The sequence below is a fragment of the Pantoea sp. AS142 genome (assembly GCF_037152305.1).
Classification (GTDB): Bacteria; Pseudomonadota; Gammaproteobacteria; order Enterobacterales; family Enterobacteriaceae; genus Pantoea.
This window is the reverse complement of the sequence record NZ_JBBCMO010000006.1, coordinates 173,265-194,640: the sequence shown is the minus strand read 5'-3', so window position 1 is coordinate 194,640 and position 21,376 is coordinate 173,265. Positions and strand designations below refer to the sequence as shown.

The following is a 21,376-nucleotide window of genomic DNA, read 5'->3' as shown; positions in this document are numbered from 1 at the left end:
TTTACGCTGTTGCGGCAAAAGGGGTGAGCAAACGTTAAACTCCGGCAATTTCGTGATTAAAATCACACAACACATGAAATATGGAGCTGTAGTTTCACTGCTAGTTTATTAAGATCACAGTTCCGTTTACACTTTCTGACACTTTTAGGCACCCGGTTCTCAACAGGCTCAGAACATGACAAACCGTAATCGTATTGGCCTCACCTGGATAAGCTTCTTCTCCTATGCGCTGACCGGCGCACTGGTTATCGTTACCGGCATGGTAATGGGCGATATCGCAAAAGATTTTCAGATTCCCATCTCCAGCATGAGTAATACCTTCACCTTCCTCAACAGCGGCATCCTGGCTGCGGTTTTCCTGAACGCCTGGCTGATGGTGATTGTGCCACTGAAGCGGCAGCTGATTTTCGGTTTTATCCTGATGGTTCTGGCGATAATCGGGTTGATGACCAGCCGCGATCTGACCGTTTTCTCGCTGTGTATGTTTGTGCTGGGCGTGGTCAGCGGCATTACCATGTCGATCGGCACCTTCCTGATTACCCACATGTATGAAGGGCGCCAGCGCGGTTCACGCCTGCTGTTTACTGACTCTTTCTTCAGCATGGCGGGCACGCTATTTCCGGTGCTGGCAGGGATCCTGCTGGCGCGTCAGCTGCCGTGGTACTGGGTCTATGTCTGCATTGGCTTTATCTACGTCGCAATCTTCATCATGACGCTGTTTGTTGAGTTCCCGGTGCTCCGTAAGCCCGAAAACAGCCCAACGGTTGAGAAAGAAAAATGGGGCATGGGCGTGCTGCTGCTGGCAGTGGCGGCACTCTGCTACATTCTGGGCCAGCTTGGCTTTATCTCCTGGGTGCCGGAATATGCCACTAAAGTCATGGGCATGAATATTAATGACGCCGGACAACTGGTAGGCAGTTTCTGGACAGCTTATATGGTCGGCATGTGGGCCTTCAGCTTCCTGCTCCGTTTCTTCGATCTGCAACGTATTCTGATGGTGCTGGCGGGTCTGGCTACGGTACTGATGTACTGGTTCGTCAGTAGCAGCGATGCCAGCATGCTGAAATGGATCATTATGATTCTTGGCTTCAGCTCCAGCGCCATCTACACCACCATCATCACCCTGGGGTCACTGCAGACCAAAGTGGCGTCACCGAAGCTGGTGAACTTCATTCTGACCTGCGGCACCGTCGGCACCATGCTGACCTTTGTGGTCACAGCGCCTATCGTTGAGAAAAGTGGTGTGCATACTGCACTGGCGACGGCTAACGCGCTCTACGCCGTGGTGTTTGTGATGTGTGCCCTGCTCGGCTTTGTCAGCCGTCATCGTACCCACGGTCACGTCACGCATTAATCATTCAGGGCGGCGATTGATCGCCGCCCTGCTGTTTAACGCCGGAAGTCTATGCGCTCCCGCTCCCGCCAGTAAATCTCGCTTTCTGCGGGCTTCGTCTCTGCCACCACCACACCGCGACGTAGCGAATAGCGCACCGGAACTTGTCTTCTTACCGCATCAAAACCACTCTCGGCCGGCAGAATAATCAGACTGGCATCTTTGCCGCTCTGAATACCATAGCCTGAAAGCTGCAGCGTCTTCGCGCTGTTATGCGTAATCAGATCCAGACCCGCATCAATCTGCTCGTAGCCCATCAGCTGACAGGCATGTAATCCCATATGCAGCACCTGCAGCATACTGGCGGTGCCCAGCGGATACCAGGGATCAAACACATCGTCGTGGCCGAAGCAGACGTTAATCTCCGCCTCCAGCATCTCTTTCACCCGCGTAATCCCTCGCCGCTTAGGGTAGGTGTCGAAGCGGCCCTGAAGATGAATATTGACCAGTGGATTTGCGACAAAATTAATGCCCGACAACTTAAGCAGCCGGAACAACCGTGAGGTATACGCGCCATTGTAAGAGTGCATTGCGGTGGTATGGCTGGCCGTAACACGCGCACCGTTGCCATCGCGATGCGCCAGTGCCGCCACGGTTTCCACAAAGCGCGACTGTTCATCATCGATCTCATCGCAGTGAACATCAATCAGCCGGTCGTAGCGGTTAGCCAGCGCAAAGGTTTTATGCAGCGACTCGACGCCATACTCGCGGGTGAATTCGTAGTGCGGAATGGCGCCGACCACATCCGCGCCCAGCCGCAAGGCCTCCTCCAGCAACGCTTCGCCGTTGGGATAAGAGAGAATCCCCTCCTGAGGAAACGCCACAATCTGAATAGTGATCCACGGCGCCATCTCCGCCTTCAGTTCCAGCATCGCTTTTAGAGCCGTCAGTGACGGGTCTGACACGTCAATATGGGTGCGAACAAACTGAATACCGTTGGCGATCTGCCACTTCAGCGTCTGCAACGCCCGCTGTTTAACATCTTCGTGGCTGAGCAGCGCCTTGCGCTCTGCCCAGCGCTCGATCCCTTCAAACAGCGTGCCGGACTGGTTCCACGCCGGTTCGCCCGCCGTCTGGGTGGTATCCAGATGAATATGTGGCTCAACAAAAGGCGCGCAGGCTAAGCCGCCTTCGCCGTCCAGCGAGTGATCCGCCGGTGAAGAGTGCTGCGGCTGGGCTGAAATTCGGGCAATTTTTCCGTCAGCGATTTCGATTTGCCACAATCCTTCCCGCCAGGGTAAGCGCACGTTATTGATCCTGCTGGGTGACAGCATGGCCGACTCCTTATCCGATTAACCTTTGTGGTTAAAACTAGCACGATTCATACCTCCTGCAGCAATGCTGTACATTCAGCAGGTTAGTCTCGCCGGATAAAATCAATTAAAATCAATGGAGTAACCCTTAATGGGTATATGGCGTTGTGGTTGATGCATATCAATAAGTGCCCGAAAGGGCGCGCTATTGTAGCCGCAGATTTCACAAATTTGAGGCCAAAATGAGCAAGCACAATGTCGTCGTTATCGGTAACGGCATGGTCGGCCACCGCTTCATAGAAGAATTACTTGATAAAGCGGAACCCAACATGTTCTCGCTGACCGTCTTTTGTGAAGAACCCCGCGTCGCCTACGATCGTGTCCACCTGTCTGCTTACTTCTCACATCACACTGCTGAAGAGCTATCGCTGGTTCGTGAAGGCTACTACGACAAACATCAGGTCAATGTGCTGCTGGGCGAACGTGCCATCACCATTAACCGTGATGAGAAAGTGATTCACTCCAGTACCGGTCGTACAGTTCATTATGACACGCTGATTTTTGCTACCGGTTCCTATCCGTGGGTTCCGCCGATCAAAGGAGCTGAAGGCAGCGACTGCTTTGTCTATCGCACCATTGAAGATCTCAACGCCATCGAAGCCTGCTCGCGCCGCAGCAAACGCGGTGCGGTAATTGGCGGCGGCCTGCTGGGGCTGGAAGCGGCCGGGGCCCTGAAAAACCTCGGCGTCGAAACCCACGTCATTGAGTTTGCGCCAGTGCTAATGGCGGAGCAGTTAGATCAGCAAGGCGGCGAGCAGCTGCGCCGTAAGATTGAGCAGATGGGGGGACGGGTACACACCGGCAAAAATACCCAACAGATTGTGCATCATGAGCACGGCGGTAAAACCCTGCAGTTTGCCGATGGCAGCGCGCTGGAGGTCGATTTCATCGTCTTCTCCACCGGCATTCGCCCGCAGGACAAACTGGCAAAGCAGTGTGGATTAACCCTGGGCCCGCGCGGCGGCCTCGCCATTGATGACCAGTGCCGGACCAGCGATCCCACTATCTACGCCATCGGTGAATGTGCCGCCTGGCGGAATCGCGTCTATGGCCTGGTGGCGCCGGGTTATAAAATGGCCCAGGTGGCCAGCGACCATCTGCTGGGTCGCGACAACGCGTTTACCGGCGCGGACATGAGCGCCAAATTGAAGCTGCTGGGTGTCGATGTCGGCGGCATTGGCGATGCGCGAGGCACCACGCCAGGCGCACGCAGCGTGGTCTGGCTGGATGAGCGCAAATCGATCTACAAACGCCTGATTATCAGTGAAGATCAGAAAACCCTATTGGGTGCCGTGCTGGTGGGCGACACCAGCGACTATGGCAACCTGCTGCAGCGGGTGCTAAATGCCATTCCGCTGCCTGCTAATCCGGAAGCGCTGATTCTGCCTGCAGGCAGCGGGGATAACCCGGCCATCGGCGTCGATTCTCTGCCTGATAGCGCGCAAATATGCTCCTGCTTCGACGTCAGCAAAGGCGACATCATTAAGGCGGTTCAGGGTGGCTGTCATACCCTGGCAGCACTAAAAAGCAGCACCCGTGCAGGCACCGGCTGCGGTGGCTGTATTCCCCTGATCACCCAGGTCCTCAATAGTGAACTCGGTCGTCAGGGTATCGAAGTCAATAACCATCTTTGCGCCCATTTCGCCTGGTCTCGTCAGGAGCTTTATCACCTGATTCAGGTGGAGGAGATCAAAACCTTTGATGAACTGCTGGCCCGCTATGGGCAGGGTTACGGCTGTGAAGTGTGCAAACCCACGGTTGGCTCACTGCTCGCCTCCTGCTGGAATGAGTATGTGCTCAAGCCACAGCACACGCCATTACAAGACAGCAACGACCTCTATCTGGGTAACATCCAGAAAGATGGCACCTATTCGGTGATCCCGCGCTCGCCCGGGGGTGAAATCACCCCACAGGGATTGAAAGTGATTGGCGAGATCGCCGAACGCTACCAGCTTTACACTAAAATTACCGGCTCCCAGCGCATCGGTCTGTTTGGCGCGCAGAAAGACGATCTGCCCGCTATCTGGTCACAGCTGATCGATGCCGGATTTGAAACCGGTCAGGCCTATGCCAAATCGCTGCGTATGGCGAAAACCTGCGTCGGCAGTGCCTGGTGCCGTTACGGCGTGGGCGACAGCCTCGGCTTCGGCGTGCTGCTTGAGAACCGCTACAAAGGTATCCGTACGCCACACAAGATGAAATTTGGCGTCTCTGGCTGCACCCGCGAATGTGCTGAGGCGCACAGCAAAGATGTCGGCATTATCGCTACGGAAAAAGGGTGGAATCTCTACGTCTGCGGTAACGGGGGCATGAAGCCGCGTCATGGCGATCTGCTGGTGGCCGATCTCGATCAGCAAACACTGGTCACCTACCTTGACCGCTTCATGATGTTCTATATCCGCACCGCCGATCGCCTGCAGCGCACCTCATTGTGGCTGGAAAGTCTGGAAGGCGGCATCGACTATCTGCGTAAAGTCATCGTGGATGACAAACTCGGCCTCAACAGCCAGATGGAACAGCAGCTGGCAGCGCTGCGCGCCAGCGTCAGATGTGAATGGAAAGTGACGCTGGAAGATAAGGCACAGCTGACGCACTTCGCCCACTTCATCAACTCGCCACAGCGCGATCCTGGTGTGCAACGCGTCGCGGAGCGCGACCAGCATCGCCCGGCACGCGCCGATGAACGTATTGCCGTGACCCCGATTGAGGAGACCGACTCATGAGCCAGTGGTATCCGGTGTGCCCGCTGACGCAGATCATGCCCGCGACTGGCGTATGCGCGCTGGTCAAAGGCCAGCAGATTGCTATCTTCCGCCCACGCAATGACGAGCAGCTCTTTGCCATCAGCAATATCGACCCGTTTGCAGATGCCAGCGTACTTTCACGCGGCATTATCGCTGAACATCAGGATGCGCTCTGGGTTGCCAGCCCACTGAAAAAGCAGCGCTTTCGCCTCAGCGATGGCTACTGCATGGAGGATGAAACGCGCTCTGTGGTGGCCTGGCCGGTGCGGATCAATGCCGGACAGGTCGAAGTCTGCCTGTCACTCCCATCAACAGCCCACCTTAGCGGTTTTTTTTAAGGACCTCTGATGGACTACTTCCCCCTTTTCTGCCGCCTGCAGGGCCGACGCTGTCTGCTGGTCGGCGCGGGTGACGTGGCTGAGCGAAAAGCCCGCCTGCTGCTGGAGGCCGGAGCCGATCTGCGGGTCGGTGCCCTTGATTTCTCCCCCGCCTTCCGGCAATGGGCGCAGCAGAAAGCCGTCACGTTACTGCCAGGGGCGTTTGACCCACACTGGCTGACTGGCTGCTGGCTGGTGGTGGCCGCGACCAGCGATGAGGTGGTCAATCAGCAGGTGGCTGAGGCAGCGGAAAGTCAGCAGATCTTCTGCAATCTGGTGGATGCACCGCAGCAGGCCAGCGCCATTATGCCGTCGATAGTCGACCGTTCGCCACTGATGGTCGCCGTCTCTTCCGGCGGACGCGCGCCGGTGCTGGCTCGTCTGTTGCGGGAAAAGCTGGAGGCGATACTGCCACAATATCTGGGCCAACTGGCGCTGCTGGCTGGTACCCTGCGTCCGCGCGTGAAAAAACAGTTCGGCTCTATCAATGCCCGCCGCCACTTTTGGGAGCGCTTTTTTAACAGCGAGCGGCTGGCCCATTCGCTGGCCAACGGTGACAGTGAACGGGCGGGGCAGATTACCGACCACCTTTTTAACGCTAGCCTTCCCCAACAGGGTGAAGTGGCGCTGGTCGGTGCCGGTCCGGGTGATGCAGGACTGCTGACCCTGAAAGGCTTACAGCTAATCCAGCAGGCAGACGTCATCGTCTATGACCGCCTGGTCTCCGACGAGATCCTGAATCTGGTCCGCCGCGATGCCGAGCGCATCTTTGTCGGTAAACGCGCCGGCCATCACTGTGTGCCGCAGGATGAGATTAACCAGTTGCTAATCCGGCAGGCGCAGCAGGGTAAACGGGTGGTCCGGCTGAAAGGCGGCGATCCCTTTATCTTTGGTCGCGGTGGTGAAGAGCTGGAGGCACTGGCGCCGTTGCGGATTCCCTTCAGTGTGGTGCCTGGGATCACCGCTGCGTCGGGCTGTGCAGCCTACAGCGGCATTCCACTGACCCACCGCGATCATGCGCAGAGCGTCAGACTGGTTACCGGGCATCTGCAGAAAGAGCGCTCGCTCGCCTGGCAGACGCTGGCGGCGGAGCAACAGACGCTGGTCTTTTATATGGGGCTGGCGCAGGCCGGAGAGATTCAGCAGCAGTTGATAAAGCACGGTATGCACAGCGATATGCCGGTGGCGCTGGTGGAAAACGGCACCAGTACGCGTCAGCGCGTAGTCACCGGGACACTGAGCGAGCTGGAAGCGTTAGCCAATCAGGTAACCAGCCCCAGCCTGATGATCATCGGTAGCGTGGTGAGTCTGCGCGACAGTCTGCGCTGGTTCTGAAACCGGCAAATAAAAAACGGCGGGCACGATGCCCGCCGTCCTGTTTGTCTGCTCAGCCATTATGGCATCGCCACAAAGCCCACCGCCTGATAGACCTTCTTCAGCGTTTCCTGCGCCTGTGCGCGTGCTTTTGCTGCGCCATCACGCATTACCTGCTCCAGCAACGCTTCATCGTTGCGGAAACGGTGATAACGCTCCTGCACCTCAGAGAGCATACCCGACACGGCATCCGCTACCGCGCCTTTCAGGTGGCCATACATCTTGCCTTCGAACTCCTGCTCCAGCTCGACGATGGTTTTACCGGTCACGCCCGACAGAATATCCAGCAGGTTAGAGACGCCCGCTTTCTCTTTAACGTCGTAACGCACTACTGGCGGCTCTTCAGAATCAGTAACGGCGCGTTTAATCTTCTTCACAACCGCTTTCGGATCTTCCAGCAGGCCGATGACGTTATTGCGGTTATCGTCAGATTTGGACATTTTCTTCGTCGGTTCCAGCAGCGACATCACGCGCGCGCCAGACTTCGGAATGAACGGTTCTGGCACCTTAAAGATATCGCCATAGAGCGCATTGAAACGATGCGCGATATCGCGGCTCAGCTCCAGATGCTGCTTCTGGTCTTCACCGACCGGCACCTGATGGGTCTGATAGAGCAGGATGTCAGCCGCCATCAGCACCGGATAGTCAAACAGACCCGCGTTAATGTTCTCTTCGTAACGCGCTGATTTATCCTTGAACTGCGTCATGCGGCTCAGTTCACCGAAGTAGGCGTAGCAGTTCAGGATCCAGCTCAGTTGCGTATGCTCTGGCACATGCGACTGAACAAAAATAGTGCTTTTTTGCGGGTCGATACCGCAGGCCAGATAGAGCGCCAGCGTGTCCAGCGTCGCTTTACGCAGTGCAACAGGATCCTGACGCACGGTGATAGCGTGCAGGTCAACAATGCAGTAAATGCAATGAAAATCATCCTGCATCTGCACCCACTGACGCAGCGCTCCCATATAGTTACCAATGGTCAGTTCGCCGGACGGCTGTGCGCCGCTGAAAACGATGGGTTTCATACTTAAGTCCTGATATTTACAGCCCCAGAGCGGGCAAAAGTTCGTCGAAAGAGTCAAGGGTTAAATCGGGCTGGCTGGTAGCAATCGGCTCGCCATAGTTATAGCCAAAGGTCATGCCGACATTAGGGATGCCTGCCGCCTGCGCCGCCTGGATATCATTGCGTGAGTCGCCGACAAACAACAACTGATTTGGCAACAGACCAAAGGTACCCAGCACCATAAAGATCGCCGCAGGATGCGGTTTTTTGACCGGCACATCGTCGCCACCAATAATCAGCGAAAACGCATCGGCAATACTAAGCGATTCCAGCAGCGGTGCCACAAACGGCGTCGGCTTGTTGGTGACTATCGCCATCGGCAGCCCGGAAGCCTTTAATGCGGCCAGCGTCTGCTTCACCTGGGGGAAGAGTGTACTGCCCGCATCCACGGTATCGGCGTAATGCCGGTCAAACAGTGCCCGCGCTTCACGCTGTTCTTCCGGCTGCGGCTCGCGGCCCAGCGCGAAGGTCAGCGCACGGGCCATCATGATATCGGCGCCGTTGCCAATCCAGGTTGAGACATGCTCAAGGCCCGCCTGCGGCAGACGGAGGTCGTTCAACGTGCGGTCGATCGCATCGGCCAGGCCTGGCGCGCTATCAACCAGCGTGCCATCAAGATCAAATGCCAGCGCACGAATATCAGTGAAATGAGCCATTGGCCTTCTCCAGTTCGTTGCGCATATCGTCGATCACTTTTTTATAGTCAGGATGACCGAAGATCGCAGATCCGGCGACAAACATGTCGGCACCTGCGGCAGCAATCTGGCCGATATTGTCGATCTTCACGCCGCCATCCACTTCAAGACGAATGCTGTAACCGCTCTGATCGATACGTCTGCGCGCTTCACGCAGTTTATCCAGTGTGCCGGGAATAAATGACTGACCGCCAAAACCGGGGTTTACTGACATCAGCAGAATGATATCCAGCTTATCCATGACGTAATCGAGGTAGCTCAGCGGAGTCGCCGGGTTAAATACCAGACCCGCTTTACAGCCATGCTCTTTAATCAACTGCAGGGTGCGATCGACGTGTTCGCTGGCTTCGGGATGAAAAGTGATGTAGGTGGCACCCGCTTTGGCAAACTCAGGGATCAGCGCATCTACCGGCTTCACCATCAGATGCACATCGATGGGGGCGGTGATGCCATAGTCCCGCAGCGCTTTCAGCACCATCGGGCCCATGGTCAGGTTAGGTACGTAGTGGTTATCCATCACGTCGAAGTGTACCACGTCACCTCCGGCCGCCAGCGCTTTGGCTGTGTCTTCGCCCAGGCGAGCAAAGTCCGCAGAAAGGATTGAAGGGGCCAGCAAATATTGTTTCATCCGATTCTCCCACTGTTGTGCGCCAGCCCTGCGGCTGGCGTAATGCGTTGGTCGCGGACGAAACAGACTAGCGATAAAGTGCCAGCAGTTCGTCGACCTTAGTGCGACCCGTTATGCTTCGGCTGATAGAACGCCGGGCTTTGACCACATGTAACACTGCACCCTGATACCACAAACGCGTCAGTGCAGTGTCGTGGTTAGAAATCAGTACCGGAATCCGGTGTTCTGACGAAGCGAGCTGTGCCGCTAGTGCCGCCAGATTCTCCTGCTCACGCAGGCTGAAGCTGTTCGTGTGATAAGCCGTGAAATTAGCCGTTGCCGAAAGTGGCGCATAAGGCGGATCGCAATAGACGACCGAACCTTTACCGGCATTAGTCAGGGTAACATCGTACGATTCACAGACAAACGTCGCTTTTTGCGCGCGCTCGGCAAACCATAACAGTTCTGCTTCTGGAAAGTAGGGTTTGCGATAACGGCCAAACGGCACGTTGAACTCACCACGCAGGTTATAGCGGCAGAGGCCGTTGTAACAGTGACGATTCATATAGAGGAAAAGCAGCGCGCGCTGGTAGGCGTCGGTGCTGGTGTTAAATTCGGTGCGACGCTGGTAATAACAGATTTCGTTGTTACCTTCCGGCGTAAACAGCAGCTTCGCGTCACGAATGAAATCCGCGGTGCGCGTTTTTACAATGTTGTAGAGATTAATCAGGTCGCTGTTGATATCAGCAAGATGGTAGCGATCAAATTCAGTGTTCAGAAACACCGAACCTGCACCAACAAATGGCTCCACCAGGCAGTCGCCTTGCGGCAGATGACGATGGATCTCTTCTACTAAGGGAAATTTTCCCCCAGCCCATTTCAGGAAAGCGCGATTTTTTTTCATGCTGTCGTGGTTATTACATCTTAATGTGAGGCTGTGGCTGGACCGACAGCAGATCTGCGCTTATAACGGGGCCAGATACTGGCCCCACATCCGCTATTGGCTGGCTTCTTTCTTCACCTGGCTTACCGGTTTAACCCACGGATTCTTGGCTCGCACTTCCGCAGGCAGCGAAGCTAGCGCGCGTTTGGCATCAGCCGGTGTGGCATAAGAGCCACTCACCAGCACGTACCACGACTGACCGTTACGGGTGGTTTTGTAGACGTGATACCCACTCAGATTCTGTTGCTTAGCCCAGGCATTCAGGCTTTCTGCCTTCGATGCCCCACTCAGCTGTAGGGTGTAGCTTCCGCCTGGCAGTGATTTGCTGGCTGTACTGCTGCCTGCCGCGGCGGCCGGAGCAGAACTGGCTGGCGTACGCGCTGGGGTGGTATGGGCTTTGCTGTCACGGGTTGCAGGCTTCGAGGCAGTTTTATGCGATGAATCGTGCGCCGGACGGGCAGGAGCGTTTGATTTGTTCGGCGTCTGACGGCTTGCAGGTGCCGTTACAGGATTCGCAGACGTTCCCGCATTGCCGCTGACAGTAGCAGGCGCTGTTGGCAGTGAACTGCCACCTTGCGTCCCCATAGCGGCACTGTCGACCTGCTGCTGCTGATTACTCAGTGCGCTGTTCAGATCGCCCGGCAGCGTGACACGCTGCTGATTTGCAGGCGAGTCAACCGGTGCAGCCTGAGTTGGGGTGGAGGAGACAGGCGGCATCGAGACATCACGCTGCGGATTGGACGCAGCATCACCGTTGGTCGCCGCGTTATTTTCGACAGTACCCGGACTGTTTTGCGCACCTGACATGGAAGAGGAACCGGCCAGGTCGATATTTTTCTCGCTGCCGGAACCCCCACCCGCCGCCGGTGTGTTGCCCGCAGTTGCCGGTTTTTTCTCATCCGGGCCATTCAGCGCTGAACCAATACCCAGCACCAGTAACAGCAGAACCAAAATCCCAACGCCCATCATGATGCGCTGGCGCGAAACCGGTATTTTGGCTGCGGTAGACGACTTACGAGGGCGCGAGGGACGGCGGTCGCTGGCGTCAGGTTTTAACTCATCTTCCGGTTTAAACTCATCCATTTTGCCTCCTCCGTAAAGCGGTATTCCGCACTGCGCACCCTGCGCGTCGCGTCACCACTCAACTGCTTAATCTCAGGGTTGCTGACAATCGTTAACTGCAGCCAGCACCATATCATGTGCCACGCCACCACGCACTTCAGAGCGGCCAATCGACAGCGGGAGTACCAGCCGCAGTTTGCCCGCCAGAACTTTCTTATCACGCATCATATGCGGGAGATACATCTCCGCACTCATCGCCTGCGGCCCATGAACCGGTAAACCGGCACGCTGTAACAGAGCAATAATGCGTTCCGTCTCTTGCGCCTGGAACTGCCCCAGACGTTCAGCCGTGCGTGCCGCCATCACCATACCTGCAGCAATCGCTTCACCGTGCAGCCAGTTGCCATAGCCCATGTGTGCTTCGATCGCATGACCAAAAGTATGGCCCAGATTAAGCAATGCCCGCTGACCGTTTTCACGCTCATCGGCAGCCACGACCTCGGCTTTCAGTTCACAGCAGCGACGAATACAGTACGCCAGTGCCTGTTCATCCAGCGCCAGCAGGGCATCAAGATGCTGCTCCAGCCACTGGAAAAACGCACCGTCGAGGATGATGCCGTATTTGATCACTTCAGCCAGGCCGGAGGCTAGTTCGCGCGGGGGCAGCGTCTGCAGACAAGCGGTATCGATCACCACCGACGCGGGTTGATAAAACGCGCCGATCATGTTTTTGCCCAGCGGATGATTAACGGCCGTTTTACCGCCAACCGAAGAATCAACCTGCGACAGTAAGGTGGTCGGTACCTGGATAAAGCGTACACCACGCTGATAGCTGGCCGCAGCAAAACCGGTAAGATCGCCAATGACGCCGCCGCCTAAGGCGACAAGCGTCGTATCACGACCGTGCGGCTTTTGCAGGAGTGCGGTAAAAACCTGATCCATCACGGCCAACGTTTTGTATTGCTCACCGTCGGGTAAGATCACCTGATCCACGGTTACACCTGCCGACGTCAGCAGCGCCGTTAGCTGGTCAAGATAGAGCGGAGCCAGCGTCTGGTTTGTCACCACCATGGCGTTTTCGCCCGCGGTCAGCGGCCAAAAAGAAGCCGGATCGTTAAACAGTCCGGCGGCGATAGTGATGGGGTAACTGCGTTCCCCCAGTGAGACGGTGATCTTCTCCATGAAGCTCGATACCTGTTAAAAAGCCTTCGAACGTTGGATCAACTTTTTTCCAACAAGTGGATAATCTGATTCGCCACCACTTTCGCACTCTGATCATCTGTACGAATGGTTACATCGGCGATCTCTTCGTAGAGCGGGTTACGTTCGCCAGCCAGCGCTTCGAGCACTTCACGCGGCGGTGAATCCACCTGCAGCAACGGACGTTTTTTGTCACGTTGAGTGCGCGCCAGTTGCTTCTCGATGGTGGTTTCAAGATAAACCACAACACCGCGGGCTGAGAGACGATTACGCGTTTCCCGGGATTTGACGGAACCACCGCCTGTCGCCAGGACGATGCCTTGCTTCTCGGTCAGTTCGTTAATGATTTTTTCTTCGCGATCGCGAAAGCCAGCTTCGCCTTCGACATCAAAAACCCAGCCCACATCCGCTCCGGTGCGTCGCTCAATTTCCTGATCGGAATCGAAGAACTCCATGTTGAGTTGCTGAGCCAACTGACGGCCAATAGTGCTTTTGCCGGCACCCATCGGCCCAACCAGAAAGATATTGCGTTTCTCTGCCATTTTGTCGGTATTACTAAGAATTCGTTAATGATACCCCGCGTTCAGCGTTTGCTGGCGGGACAGGAACTGAGACCTCATGAGCGTTAGCAAGAGTCAGATGAAAAATTATCTCAACACTCAAGGCTGTTTGGCAACCGATTATATTGCCTTCAGCACATCCATTTCTGAATTGGCCTGTGTTCGCGAAACTGTAACGCGCCAGCGCTGCGTCTTTACAACGCTGCTTACAGAGGAGTTTTCTGATCTGTTTGCCAGGATTTACCCAGCATAGACGGTTACACCGTATTGAAAATCGCTAAACCTTGTAAGCTAATTCCTCTCCTGCGTCAACGCAGATGGCCTTAAGGGACGCATTTTCCGTTTTATCCAGCCGTAAGCGCTGCTTCCCTGACCAATCGCGGTGTAATGAAGATCACCAGCTCTCTTTTTTTGCGTTGCTCAGATTGCTGGCGAAACAACCCACCAATCAGCGGCACATTTCCCAGCAGCGGCACCTGATTCTGTCCACGGGTACGCTGCTGCTGAAAGATACCGCCTAACGCCAATGTTTGCCCGTCACTGACCGTGACCTGAGTCTCAATTTCCTGTTTATCAATGGATAATATGTCACTATCGCCGGTTTTGATGCTACGCCCCGGCATATTTTGACTGATATGGATTTTCAGCTGAATGCGGCCATTGCCGGAAATTGTCGGTGTCACCTCCATGCCTAGCACCGCTTCTTTAAACTCAATACTGGTGGCGCCGCTGTTTCCCGCCGATACTTCATAGGGAATTTCAGTGCCCTGCTTAATCGAAGCGGTCTGCTGATGTGAGGTCAAGAGACGCGGACTGGCGATGATTTCAACCTGGTTCTCCTGCTCCAGCGCACTTAACTCCAGATCCAGAAGCTGACCCCCGATGCGCGCCAGCGACATACCTACGCTGATGCCAGGGGAATTCACCGCCAGCGGAATATCCAGCCGGGGATGATGCAGGATGTCTGTTACTGCGGCGTCACCTGCCTGCAATCCCCACTTCACACCCAGTTCCTGCAGATGCTCTTCGCTGATGGTGACGATGTGAGCCGACAGCTCAATCTGTTCCAGTGGCAGGTCCAGCGCCCGTATCCAACGCTCCGTCTCTTTCAACGCTGCCGCAGTATCACGCAGTAACAGGGCGTTGGTGCGTTTGTCGACCGTTACGCTGCCGCGCGGCGTCATCAGCGACTGTCGCTCACTCAGCAGACTGGCATGCACCTCACTGGCGCTGGCGTAGCGCAATATCACGGCGCGCTGCTGCAAAGGCATCTGTTGCAACCGCTCCTGCTGCTCAGCCTGCCGTGCGTGATACTGAGCCTGCTGCCAGCTCTCTGGATAGACCAGCAGGACATTATCCTGTTCAATTAGCGTCAGCTTTGCCATGCGCGCCACCAGGTCCAGCGCCTGATGCCAGGGCAGGTTATCCAGCCGCAGTGATAACGAACCTTCAACCTCTGGCGCAATCATCAGATTGATCTGCTGATAGTCAGCCAGCGCCTGCAAAATACGCTCTACTGGCGCGTTATCAAAAGTCAGGCTGAGGGGCTCCTCATCAGCGGCGTAAACGGGGAACAGGCAGCTTAAGGCCAGCAGCAGGGTGGCTATCCTTATCATGCGAACGTCCTTTTAAATAAAATGCAGTCTGTTGTGCGGTGCAGCTTTTCGGCACCGCTAAGGTGATGCTGCGGCGAGTCATCTCAGCCAGTTGCCAGGGTGCTAATGGAAATGGCTTGCCACTGCGGGCTGTGATGCTCTCTCCCTGCGGGCTCAGCAGCCAGGCATTGAAATGCGCCTCCCGGCCAATAATCCCCTGCAGACGCCAGCCGGTAAGAGGTTCCACTGACGCCTCACAGACTGAACCGGTAACAGGCCGGAACGGATCCCGCGCCAGCACGCCACCACAGCACAGCAGCAAAATCAGCAGTCTATGGCGCATCTTCAGGTTCCAGCCAGAGTTGAGCCACCAGGAACTGCGGCTGGGCCAGCAGCTGGAAATGTACCGGAAACGGCGCGGCGGCATCAGCAAGCTCAGCAAAAAGCGACTGAAACGCCTGCCACTGCAGATGCAGCGTCAGCGTGCGGGAGGATGCATCCGGCTGCCACTCTTCCAGCTGGCTACGGCGTGCCGCCAGGATCTCTTCTACTGCCCGGCCCGATGCGCCCGATGCAGGCCTGGCGCTCTGCATCGACTGCAGTTGCGCCTGCAACTGCGTATTATCGGGATTCTGACGCCACTCTTGCTGGCGCTGCTGCAGGGTGCGGGTCAACTCAAACAGCGCCTGCTGCTCAGCGGTCAGCGTCTGTTGCTGTGGCCGCAACCACAGAATCCAGGAGAGCAGCAGCAGACCCGATGAAAAGGCGGTAAGCAAGCCGTAGCGCGGTATAGCGTCCATCTGCCACCAGCGATCAATCATCGTTCACCTCCTGCACCGCTGCCCGCAGTGAAAACCGATAACTGCCATCAGCCTGACGCTTAACCCCGCCCTGCTTCACCTGACTAAATAGGGCGACGGTGGTTAACTGCTGGCGGAACTGCCGGATCGCTGCCATATCCTGCGCCAGCCCTTCCAGTGTCAGACGACTGTCGCGCTTCTCCAGCCGGGTCAGCCAGGCGGCGTCGGGCAGCAACAGAGGTAAATCAAGCCAGAACTGCTGCCAGGCTGCCAGCTGGACAGCCTGCTGGCGATGCCTGGCCTGTTGTTTTCGTACGACAGCGAGCTGCGCCAGTAACTGCTTCTGCTGCGCTAACTGCTCTCCCACGCTTTCCAGCGCCTGCTGCTGCACCCTGCTCGCCTTCGCCACATTTTGATGCGCCAGATGGATCCGCCAGGTTTGCTGCATCACCACCAGTAACAGGGTACCCAGCATCAGTGATAGCACCACAAAGCTTTGCCGCTGCTGCTGTTGCCGACGGCGCTGCCGCCAGGGCAGCAGATTAACCGCCACCATCACTCATCTCCATCGCGCAGCGCCAGACCAGCCGCTAGCGCAAAAGCGCCCGGATTCTCCGGCAAGGGCGGCTGCTTATAACGAAACAGATCAAAGGGGGAAAACACGAGGGCGTTAGCGGGCAGCCCAGCGTGACCGGATGTACACCAGGTAACAGAAATGGCGTCGGGAAAGGCGTGCTGCTGCAGCGCCTCCAGCGTGGCGACTTCTCCTGTGTCAGCAGCGCTGTGCGTATCGCTCCAGAGCCAGCGGTTATCCTGTTGCAGAACCAGCACCGCGCCAGTTTTCAGTTCTGCCTGTCGGGCTAACCGTTTCAATGCTTCAGTGGTCAGTTCGAACACCTGTGGCTTTAATCCTGCTTGCAGCAGTGGTGCCGCCCACTGATCGATAATCTCCAGCCTTGCTGCCGTGACGCAGAGCTGGCCACTCTGCACATCCGGTCGATAATCCAGCGCCAGCGCAGTAGGTTCCAGCGGAAAAAGACGGCGTGCAGCCGCCTGCACGTAGTGCCCCAGTGCGGGCTCATTCAGCGACTGCGCGGGCAGGGGAAGCTGACGTTGCAGCACCAGTTGGGCTGGCAGTCCGACCCGCAGCGAATAACGGCGTGGTAACCGCTGACGCCAGGCCGTTAAAGCCGCCAGTAATTCAGGCGAAGATTGCAGCACGCCGTTTCTTAACGTATCTTGCGGCAGCCGCTGCTGCCACCAGTGGCGCAGTTGCCAGCCATCACGACGAGGCTGGAGGGCCAGGGCGCAAATCTGCCTATTCTGAATATCCAGCCCAATTTGCCAGGTATGAAAAGCCATGCGCGCGATCTCCTTATCGTCCGGGAAAATGGACATATCAAAGCGTCTGGCTTGCCTTTATACTACCGCGCGGTTGTTTATAAACTGCTCAAACGACAACAGATGGGAAATTCCAGGTGAAGTTCGTAAAGTATCTATTGATCCTTACAGTGTGTTGCATTCTGTTGGGAGCTGGCTCGATTTATGGTTTATACAAATATATAGAGCCACAGCTGCCCGACGTGAACACGCTGAAAGATGTGCGTTTGCAAACCCCTATGCAGGTTTACAGCGCCGAGGGCGATCTAATCGCCCAGTATGGCGAAATGCGCCGTATCCCTTTGACTCTGCAGCAAGTGCCACCTGTGATGGTGAAAGCGTTTATTGCGACCGAAGACAGCCGTTTTTATGAGCACCACGGTGTTGATCCGGTGGGTATTTTCCGCGCGGCCAGCATTGCGCTGGTCTCCGGTCATGCCTCGCAGGGTGCAAGTACCATCACTCAGCAGCTAGCCCGTAACTTCTTCCTGAGCCCGGAACGCACTCTGATGCGTAAAATAAAGGAAGCGTTCCTGGCGATCCGCATTGAGCAGTTGCTGAACAAAGATGAAATTCTTGAGCTCTATCTGAATAAGATCTATCTCGGCTACCGTGCTTATGGCGTCGGCGCAGCCTCGCAGGTCTATTTTGGTAAGCCGGTTGACCAGCTCTCGCTGAGTGAAATGGCGATGATTGCCGGTCTGCCGAAAGCGCCTTCCACCTTTAACCCGCTTTACTCGCCTGGCCGCGCTCTATCGCGCCGCAATGTTGTGCTGGCGCGTATGCTGGATCAGCATTACATCACGCAGCAGCAGTATGATGAGGCACGTAATACGCCGCTGGTGGCGAAGTATCACGGCCCGGAAATCGCTTTCTCTGCCCCTTATCTCAGTGAGATGGTGCGTCAGGAGATGGTGAAACGCTACGGTGAAAATGCCTACACCGACGGTTACAAGGTCTACACCACCGTGACTCGCCGCCTGCAGGAAGCCGCTCAGACCTCGGTACGCAATAACGTCATGGCCTACGATATGCGTCATGGCTATCGCGGCCCGACCAGCGTGCTGTGGAAAGTGGGTGAACCCGCCTGGGATCAGACGAAAATTGAGAAAGCGCTGAAGGCACTGCCAGTCTATGGTCCGCTCTATCCGGCTGTAGTTACGGAAGCGCGAAGCGATGAAGCGACCGTGATGCTGAAAGATGGCAGCAATGTGTCGCTGGCATTAGCTGGTGTGCGCTGGGCGCGTCCTTATAAGTCTGACACCGTACAGGGTCCGACGCCGAAAAGCGTCACGCAGGTATTGCAGGCAGGCCAGCAAATCTGGGTGCGTAAAGTCGGTGATGACTGGTGGCTGGGCCAGGTGCCGGATGTGAACTCGGCGCTGGTTTCACTGGATCCCAATGATGGTGCAGTGCGCGCGCTGGTGGGCGGTTTCGCCTTTAACCAGAGCATGTTTAACCGCGCGACTCAGGCGCTGCGCCAGGTCGGTTCTAACATCAAACCTTTCCTCTATACCGCCGCTATGGATCGCGGGCTGACGCTCGCTTCGATCCTTAATGATGTCCCGATTTCACGTTGGGATGCGGGTGCGGGTGCTGACTGGCGTCCCAAGAACTCACCGCCAACGTATGATGGTCCCATTCGTCTCCGCCAGGGACTGGGCCAGTCGAAAAACGTGGTGATGGTGCGTGCGATGCGTGCGATGGGCGTGGATTACGCCGCAGAGTATCTGCAGCGCTTTGGTTTCCCGGCACAAAACATTGTTCACACTGAGTCGCTGGCATTAGGTGCGGCGTCGTTCACACCGTTACAGGTGGTACGCGGCTATTCCGTGATGGCGAATGGCGGCTTCCTGGTCGATCCTTACTTCATCACCCGGATTGAGAACGAACAGGGCGGCAAGGTATTTGAAGAGAAACCGAAAATCGCCTGTCCACAGTGCAATCTGCCGGTGATCTATGGTGAGACAAAAAAAGCGCTGGCGTTGAATGAAGAGAGCGTCGAGAACGTTGCTGCCTCTAATAACAACCAGAATCAGGCGGTTCCTCAGCCTGAACTGGAACAGGTTCCCGCTCAGGCCCAACAGGGTGATCAGCAATATGCACCACACGTGATCAATACCCCGCTCACCTTCCTGATCAAGAGCGCGCTGAATAGCAACATCTTTGGCGAACCGGGCTGGATGGGCACCGGCTGGCGTGCCGGGCGTGACCTCAAGCGTAATGATATCGGCGGTAAAACCGGTACCACCAACAGCTCGAAAGATGCCTGGTTCTCTGGATACGGCCCCGGCGTGGTCACTTCAGTCTGGATCGGCTTTGATGATGCGCGCCGCAATCTGGGCCGCAGCACGCTCTCCGGTGCCATTCCTGACCAGATTTCAGGCTATGAGGGCGGCGCGAAGAGTGCGCAACCAGCATGGGATGAATACATGAAGCATGCGCTGGAGGGTGTACCGGTGCAGCCGTTAACGCCGCCGGATGGGGTGGTTACGGTCACTATTGATCGCAACACCGGCAAGCTGGCAAATGGGGGGGGCAACACCCGTCAGGAGTACTTCATCAATGGCACCCAGCCAACCGAATATTCGGTTCATGATGTGGGTACGACCATTATGGATAACGGCGAAAGTCACGAGCTGTTCTGATGTGATATCTGCAATGTGAAATATCTGAGGCTGGTCACTCGAAGTGATCAGCCTTTTTTATCGGCCCGTTTATCCTGATGAAACAGGCAATGCTTTTCGTGGCTGAGCAACTGAGTCAGCCGGAACGGAAAAAAAGAAATATAGGCCGGAAAGATAGCCCCCTCTATTGCTGAGAAAAATGCCGATCGCCCTAAGCGATCGGCATTAATTCAGTGTGATAATAAAAAGCAATGTGTATGAAGCGATTCAGAAACTGAACCGAAAAGGAATATTGTTATTATATCGCCATGATTAGCCTGGTCTTCCCTGATGCCAGCAAATATGATTATTGACATGTCAGCTGAACAACGGTAGCCAGCTTAATATTAACTGCGCGCAATAACAGGAGGGATATTAACCCTTGCGCATCGCTTATCATCATGATAAGAATAGAAAGCCTGATAACCTCTATTTTGATTCAATCACCCATGGATACGTTTATATATGGAAATTAAAGTGGGCCATACGCAAGACCCTCAGACTGAAGAATATATTATTCAGCAACTCTGGCAGCATAATGGACGCTTTGCTGACATCAATATGAAAACGCTAAATGTTATCCTGTATGACGACCAGAAAAATATCCAGGGCGGCCTGTTAGCCCATACCTGGTGTGGCACGCTGGATATTCATTATTTATGGATAGAAGATGCCTGGCGGCTGCATGGCACCGGCCGTCAGCTGATGCAGGCAGCGGAAGAGGAAGCGCGCAATCGAGGCTGCCATATGTCCGTCGTTGACACGTTAAGTTTCCAGGCGCGTGGTTTTTACGAAAAACTGGGTTATCACGTCTATGGCGAACATGATGGATATGCGCAGCGCTACGCACGTTATTATCTGGCAAAGAGATTATAATCTGAATGCTTTCAGCGAGGCGCCATGGATAGCCCATACCAAAGTATTGATGAATTTATTTCTGCATTCGCCACCACCATGGATTTATTACCGACGCCCTGGGGTTTTAAGAATGCAGCATCACAGCATCTTTATATGAATGAAGCTGCAAGAATGTATACCGCCACGCCCAGGAGTTATTTATTAGAGGGGAAAAGAGACAGTGAGTTTCCCACGCGCTGGAGTGATTGCGCCGATAAATTTTGCGAGCACGATCAGCAGGTAAAATTGAATAACAGCAGCGTGGCCGTGATCGAAACCCACTACTGGTATGGCAACAATTATCTCTCTCCTTTTATCAGCGAAAAATATCCTGTATTCGATAATCGAAAGCAGTGGCTGGGCTGCATCTGGAATGCACGTCCGGTCGATAACCTTACGGCAATGAGCTTTATCGATCCCAAAAAATCTTCTGTATTGACGACGCGCCTGGATCATCCCCTGTTTACCCCCGCTGAGCTGGATGTCATTTTCCTGCTGCTGCGGCGATTCAGCGCGAAAGAGATCGCCCGCATCTATGACCTCAGTGTAAAAACTATCGGTAACCGTATCACCACGCTTTATCAAAAAGCAGGTGTGCATTCGCTACAACAATTTGAGAGCTACTGCCGTGCGGAATCACTGGAGAATTATCTGCCAGAGAGGTTTCTCAGCACAGGCGTTATTTACATATAAACCGGTAAGGAAACCCT

20 protein-coding genes are annotated in these 21,376 nt (G+C 55.5%); 7 read left to right on the top strand and 13 right to left on the bottom strand.

Annotation, left to right across the window (positions count from 1 at the left end; genetic code table 11):
• Positions 1-175 precede the first annotated feature (175 nt).
• Positions 176-1,354 carry an MFS transporter TsgA gene (gene tsgA / locus WFO64_RS13230; RefSeq protein ID WP_337012391.1) on the top strand — a complete coding sequence of 393 codons (1,179 nt, stop codon included), beginning with the start codon at positions 176-178 and terminating at the stop codon, positions 1,352-1,354.
• Between the two features lie 35 nt (positions 1,355-1,389).
• Here the strand turns inward: tsgA and WFO64_RS13225 are convergent, their stop codons facing one another.
• Positions 1,390-2,667, bottom strand: a complete 1,278-nt coding sequence (locus WFO64_RS13225) for a cytosine deaminase (protein WP_337012388.1) — start codon at positions 2,665-2,667, stop codon at positions 1,390-1,392.
• A 221-nt stretch (positions 2,668-2,888) separates the two neighbouring features.
• Between WFO64_RS13225 and nirB the strand changes: the two genes are divergently transcribed.
• Genes nirB through cysG form a run of 3 tightly spaced genes read left to right on the top strand, consistent with a single transcriptional unit; the run spans position 2,889 to position 7,162 of the window.
• Positions 2,889-5,429: a nitrite reductase large subunit NirB gene (nirB, locus tag WFO64_RS13220; RefSeq protein ID WP_337012386.1), complete on the top strand. Its 2,541-nt coding sequence runs from the start codon at positions 2,889-2,891 to the stop codon at positions 5,427-5,429.
• On the top strand, positions 5,426-5,788 hold the full coding sequence (nirD, locus tag WFO64_RS13215; protein WP_337012384.1) for a nitrite reductase small subunit NirD: 363 nt from the start codon (positions 5,426-5,428) through the stop codon (positions 5,786-5,788). The genes nirB and nirD overlap by 4 nt, the downstream gene beginning before the upstream one ends.
• Positions 5,789-5,797: 9 nt before the next feature.
• The gene (gene cysG, locus WFO64_RS13210; protein WP_337012379.1) at positions 5,798-7,162 is read left to right on the top strand and encodes a siroheme synthase CysG; all 1,365 of its coding nucleotides are present in this window, start codon (positions 5,798-5,800) and stop codon (positions 7,160-7,162) included.
• A gap of 59 nt (positions 7,163-7,221) precedes the next feature.
• On the opposite strand, the gene trpS is transcribed toward cysG, so the two are convergent.
• The 12 genes from trpS to pilM form a co-directional block, all read right to left on the bottom strand.
• Positions 7,222-8,223, bottom strand: a complete 1,002-nt coding sequence (trpS, locus tag WFO64_RS13205; RefSeq protein ID WP_337012377.1) for a tryptophan--tRNA ligase — start codon at positions 8,221-8,223, stop codon at positions 7,222-7,224.
• 16 nt (positions 8,224-8,239) lie between these two features.
• Positions 8,240-8,917: a phosphoglycolate phosphatase gene (locus WFO64_RS13200; protein WP_337012375.1), complete on the bottom strand. Its 678-nt coding sequence runs from the start codon at positions 8,915-8,917 to the stop codon at positions 8,240-8,242.
• The gene (gene rpe / locus WFO64_RS13195; protein WP_337012373.1) at positions 8,901-9,584 is read right to left on the bottom strand and encodes a ribulose-phosphate 3-epimerase; all 684 of its coding nucleotides are present in this window, start codon (positions 9,582-9,584) and stop codon (positions 8,901-8,903) included. Before rpe ends, WFO64_RS13200 begins: the two co-directional genes overlap by 17 nt.
• 67 nt (positions 9,585-9,651) lie before the next feature.
• A complete protein-coding gene (gene dam / locus WFO64_RS13190) occupies positions 9,652-10,467 on the bottom strand; it encodes an adenine-specific DNA-methyltransferase (protein ID WP_337012371.1) in 816 nt (271 codons plus the stop codon).
• Positions 10,468-10,560: 93 nt separating this feature from the next.
• Entirely contained in the window at positions 10,561-11,589 is a 1,029-nt protein-coding gene (locus WFO64_RS13185; RefSeq protein ID WP_337012369.1) for an SPOR domain-containing protein, read from the bottom strand.
• A 72-nt stretch (positions 11,590-11,661) separates the two neighbouring features.
• Positions 11,662-12,750, bottom strand: coding sequence for a 3-dehydroquinate synthase (gene aroB, locus WFO64_RS13180; protein WP_337012367.1), 1,089 nt, complete (start codon positions 12,748-12,750; stop codon positions 11,662-11,664).
• A 38-nt stretch (positions 12,751-12,788) separates the two neighbouring features.
• On the bottom strand, positions 12,789-13,310 hold the full coding sequence (gene aroK / locus WFO64_RS13175) for a shikimate kinase AroK (RefSeq protein WP_337012365.1): 522 nt from the start codon (positions 13,308-13,310) through the stop codon (positions 12,789-12,791).
• 362 nt (positions 13,311-13,672) lie between these two features.
• The gene (hofQ, locus tag WFO64_RS13170; protein ID WP_337012363.1) at positions 13,673-14,944 is read right to left on the bottom strand and encodes a DNA uptake porin HofQ; all 1,272 of its coding nucleotides are present in this window, start codon (positions 14,942-14,944) and stop codon (positions 13,673-13,675) included.
• The gene (locus WFO64_RS13165; protein ID WP_337012361.1) at positions 14,883-15,266 is read right to left on the bottom strand and encodes a HofP DNA utilization family protein; all 384 of its coding nucleotides are present in this window, start codon (positions 15,264-15,266) and stop codon (positions 14,883-14,885) included. The genes hofQ and WFO64_RS13165 overlap by 62 nt, the downstream gene beginning before the upstream one ends.
• Positions 15,256-15,744 (bottom strand): HofO family protein, encoded by a 489-nt coding sequence (locus WFO64_RS13160; protein WP_337012359.1) that lies wholly within the window; start codon positions 15,742-15,744, stop codon positions 15,256-15,258. Before WFO64_RS13160 ends, WFO64_RS13165 begins: the two co-directional genes overlap by 11 nt.
• Positions 15,737-16,279, bottom strand: a complete 543-nt coding sequence (locus WFO64_RS13155) for a PilN domain-containing protein (RefSeq protein ID WP_337012357.1) — start codon at positions 16,277-16,279, stop codon at positions 15,737-15,739. Before WFO64_RS13155 ends, WFO64_RS13160 begins: the two co-directional genes overlap by 8 nt.
• Positions 16,279-17,085: a type IV pilus biogenesis protein PilM gene (gene pilM / locus WFO64_RS13150; RefSeq protein ID WP_337012355.1), complete on the bottom strand. Its 807-nt coding sequence runs from the start codon at positions 17,083-17,085 to the stop codon at positions 16,279-16,281. The genes WFO64_RS13155 and pilM overlap by 1 nt, the downstream gene beginning before the upstream one ends.
• A 116-nt stretch (positions 17,086-17,201) precedes the next feature.
• Here pilM and mrcA point away from each other — a divergent pair, with 116 nt between their 5' ends.
• The 3 genes from mrcA (at position 17,202) to WFO64_RS13135 (ending at position 21,359) form a co-directional block, all read left to right on the top strand.
• Entirely contained in the window at positions 17,202-19,751 is a 2,550-nt protein-coding gene (gene mrcA / locus WFO64_RS13145) for a peptidoglycan glycosyltransferase/peptidoglycan DD-transpeptidase MrcA (protein WP_337012353.1), read from the top strand.
• Positions 19,752-20,234: 483 nt separating this feature from the next.
• Positions 20,235-20,645, top strand: coding sequence for a GNAT family N-acetyltransferase (locus WFO64_RS13140; RefSeq protein ID WP_337012351.1), 411 nt, complete (start codon positions 20,235-20,237; stop codon positions 20,643-20,645).
• A gap of 267 nt (positions 20,646-20,912) precedes the next feature.
• Positions 20,913-21,359 carry a helix-turn-helix transcriptional regulator gene (locus WFO64_RS13135; RefSeq protein WP_337012349.1) on the top strand — a complete coding sequence of 149 codons (447 nt, stop codon included), beginning with the start codon at positions 20,913-20,915 and terminating at the stop codon, positions 21,357-21,359.
• The last annotated feature ends 17 nt before the right edge of the window (positions 21,360-21,376 follow it).

Coding starts and splice junctions, on each gene's coding strand:
- WFO64_RS13140 (WP_337012351.1), top strand. CDS start 20,235: ATGGAAATTAAAGTGGGCCATACGCAAGACCCTCAGACTGAAGAATAT.
- WFO64_RS13225 (WP_337012388.1), bottom strand. CDS start 2,667: ATGCTGTCACCCAGCAGGATCAATAACGTGCGCTTACCCTGGCGGGAA.
- hofQ (WP_337012363.1), bottom strand. CDS start 14,944: ATGATAAGGATAGCCACCCTGCTGCTGGCCTTAAGCTGCCTGTTCCCC.
- dam (WP_337012371.1), bottom strand. CDS start 10,467: ATGAAAAAAAATCGCGCTTTCCTGAAATGGGCTGGGGGAAAATTTCCC.
- aroB (WP_337012367.1), bottom strand. CDS start 12,750: ATGGAGAAGATCACCGTCTCACTGGGGGAACGCAGTTACCCCATCACT.
- nirB (WP_337012386.1), top strand. CDS start 2,889: ATGAGCAAGCACAATGTCGTCGTTATCGGTAACGGCATGGTCGGCCAC.
- pilM (WP_337012355.1), bottom strand. CDS start 17,085: ATGGCTTTTCATACCTGGCAAATTGGGCTGGATATTCAGAATAGGCAG.
- nirD (WP_337012384.1), top strand. CDS start 5,426: ATGAGCCAGTGGTATCCGGTGTGCCCGCTGACGCAGATCATGCCCGCG.
- WFO64_RS13185 (WP_337012369.1), bottom strand. CDS start 11,589: ATGGATGAGTTTAAACCGGAAGATGAGTTAAAACCTGACGCCAGCGAC.
- tsgA (WP_337012391.1), top strand. CDS start 176: ATGACAAACCGTAATCGTATTGGCCTCACCTGGATAAGCTTCTTCTCC.
- aroK (WP_337012365.1), bottom strand. CDS start 13,310: ATGGCAGAGAAACGCAATATCTTTCTGGTTGGGCCGATGGGTGCCGGC.
- cysG (WP_337012379.1), top strand. CDS start 5,798: ATGGACTACTTCCCCCTTTTCTGCCGCCTGCAGGGCCGACGCTGTCTG.
- WFO64_RS13165 (WP_337012361.1), bottom strand. CDS start 15,266: ATGCGCCATAGACTGCTGATTTTGCTGCTGTGCTGTGGTGGCGTGCTG.
- trpS (WP_337012377.1), bottom strand. CDS start 8,223: ATGAAACCCATCGTTTTCAGCGGCGCACAGCCGTCCGGCGAACTGACC.
- WFO64_RS13160 (WP_337012359.1), bottom strand. CDS start 15,744: ATGATTGATCGCTGGTGGCAGATGGACGCTATACCGCGCTACGGCTTG.
- rpe (WP_337012373.1), bottom strand. CDS start 9,584: ATGAAACAATATTTGCTGGCCCCTTCAATCCTTTCTGCGGACTTTGCT.
- WFO64_RS13200 (WP_337012375.1), bottom strand. CDS start 8,917: ATGGCTCATTTCACTGATATTCGTGCGCTGGCATTTGATCTTGATGGC.
- WFO64_RS13155 (WP_337012357.1), bottom strand. CDS start 16,279: ATGGTGGCGGTTAATCTGCTGCCCTGGCGGCAGCGCCGTCGGCAACAG.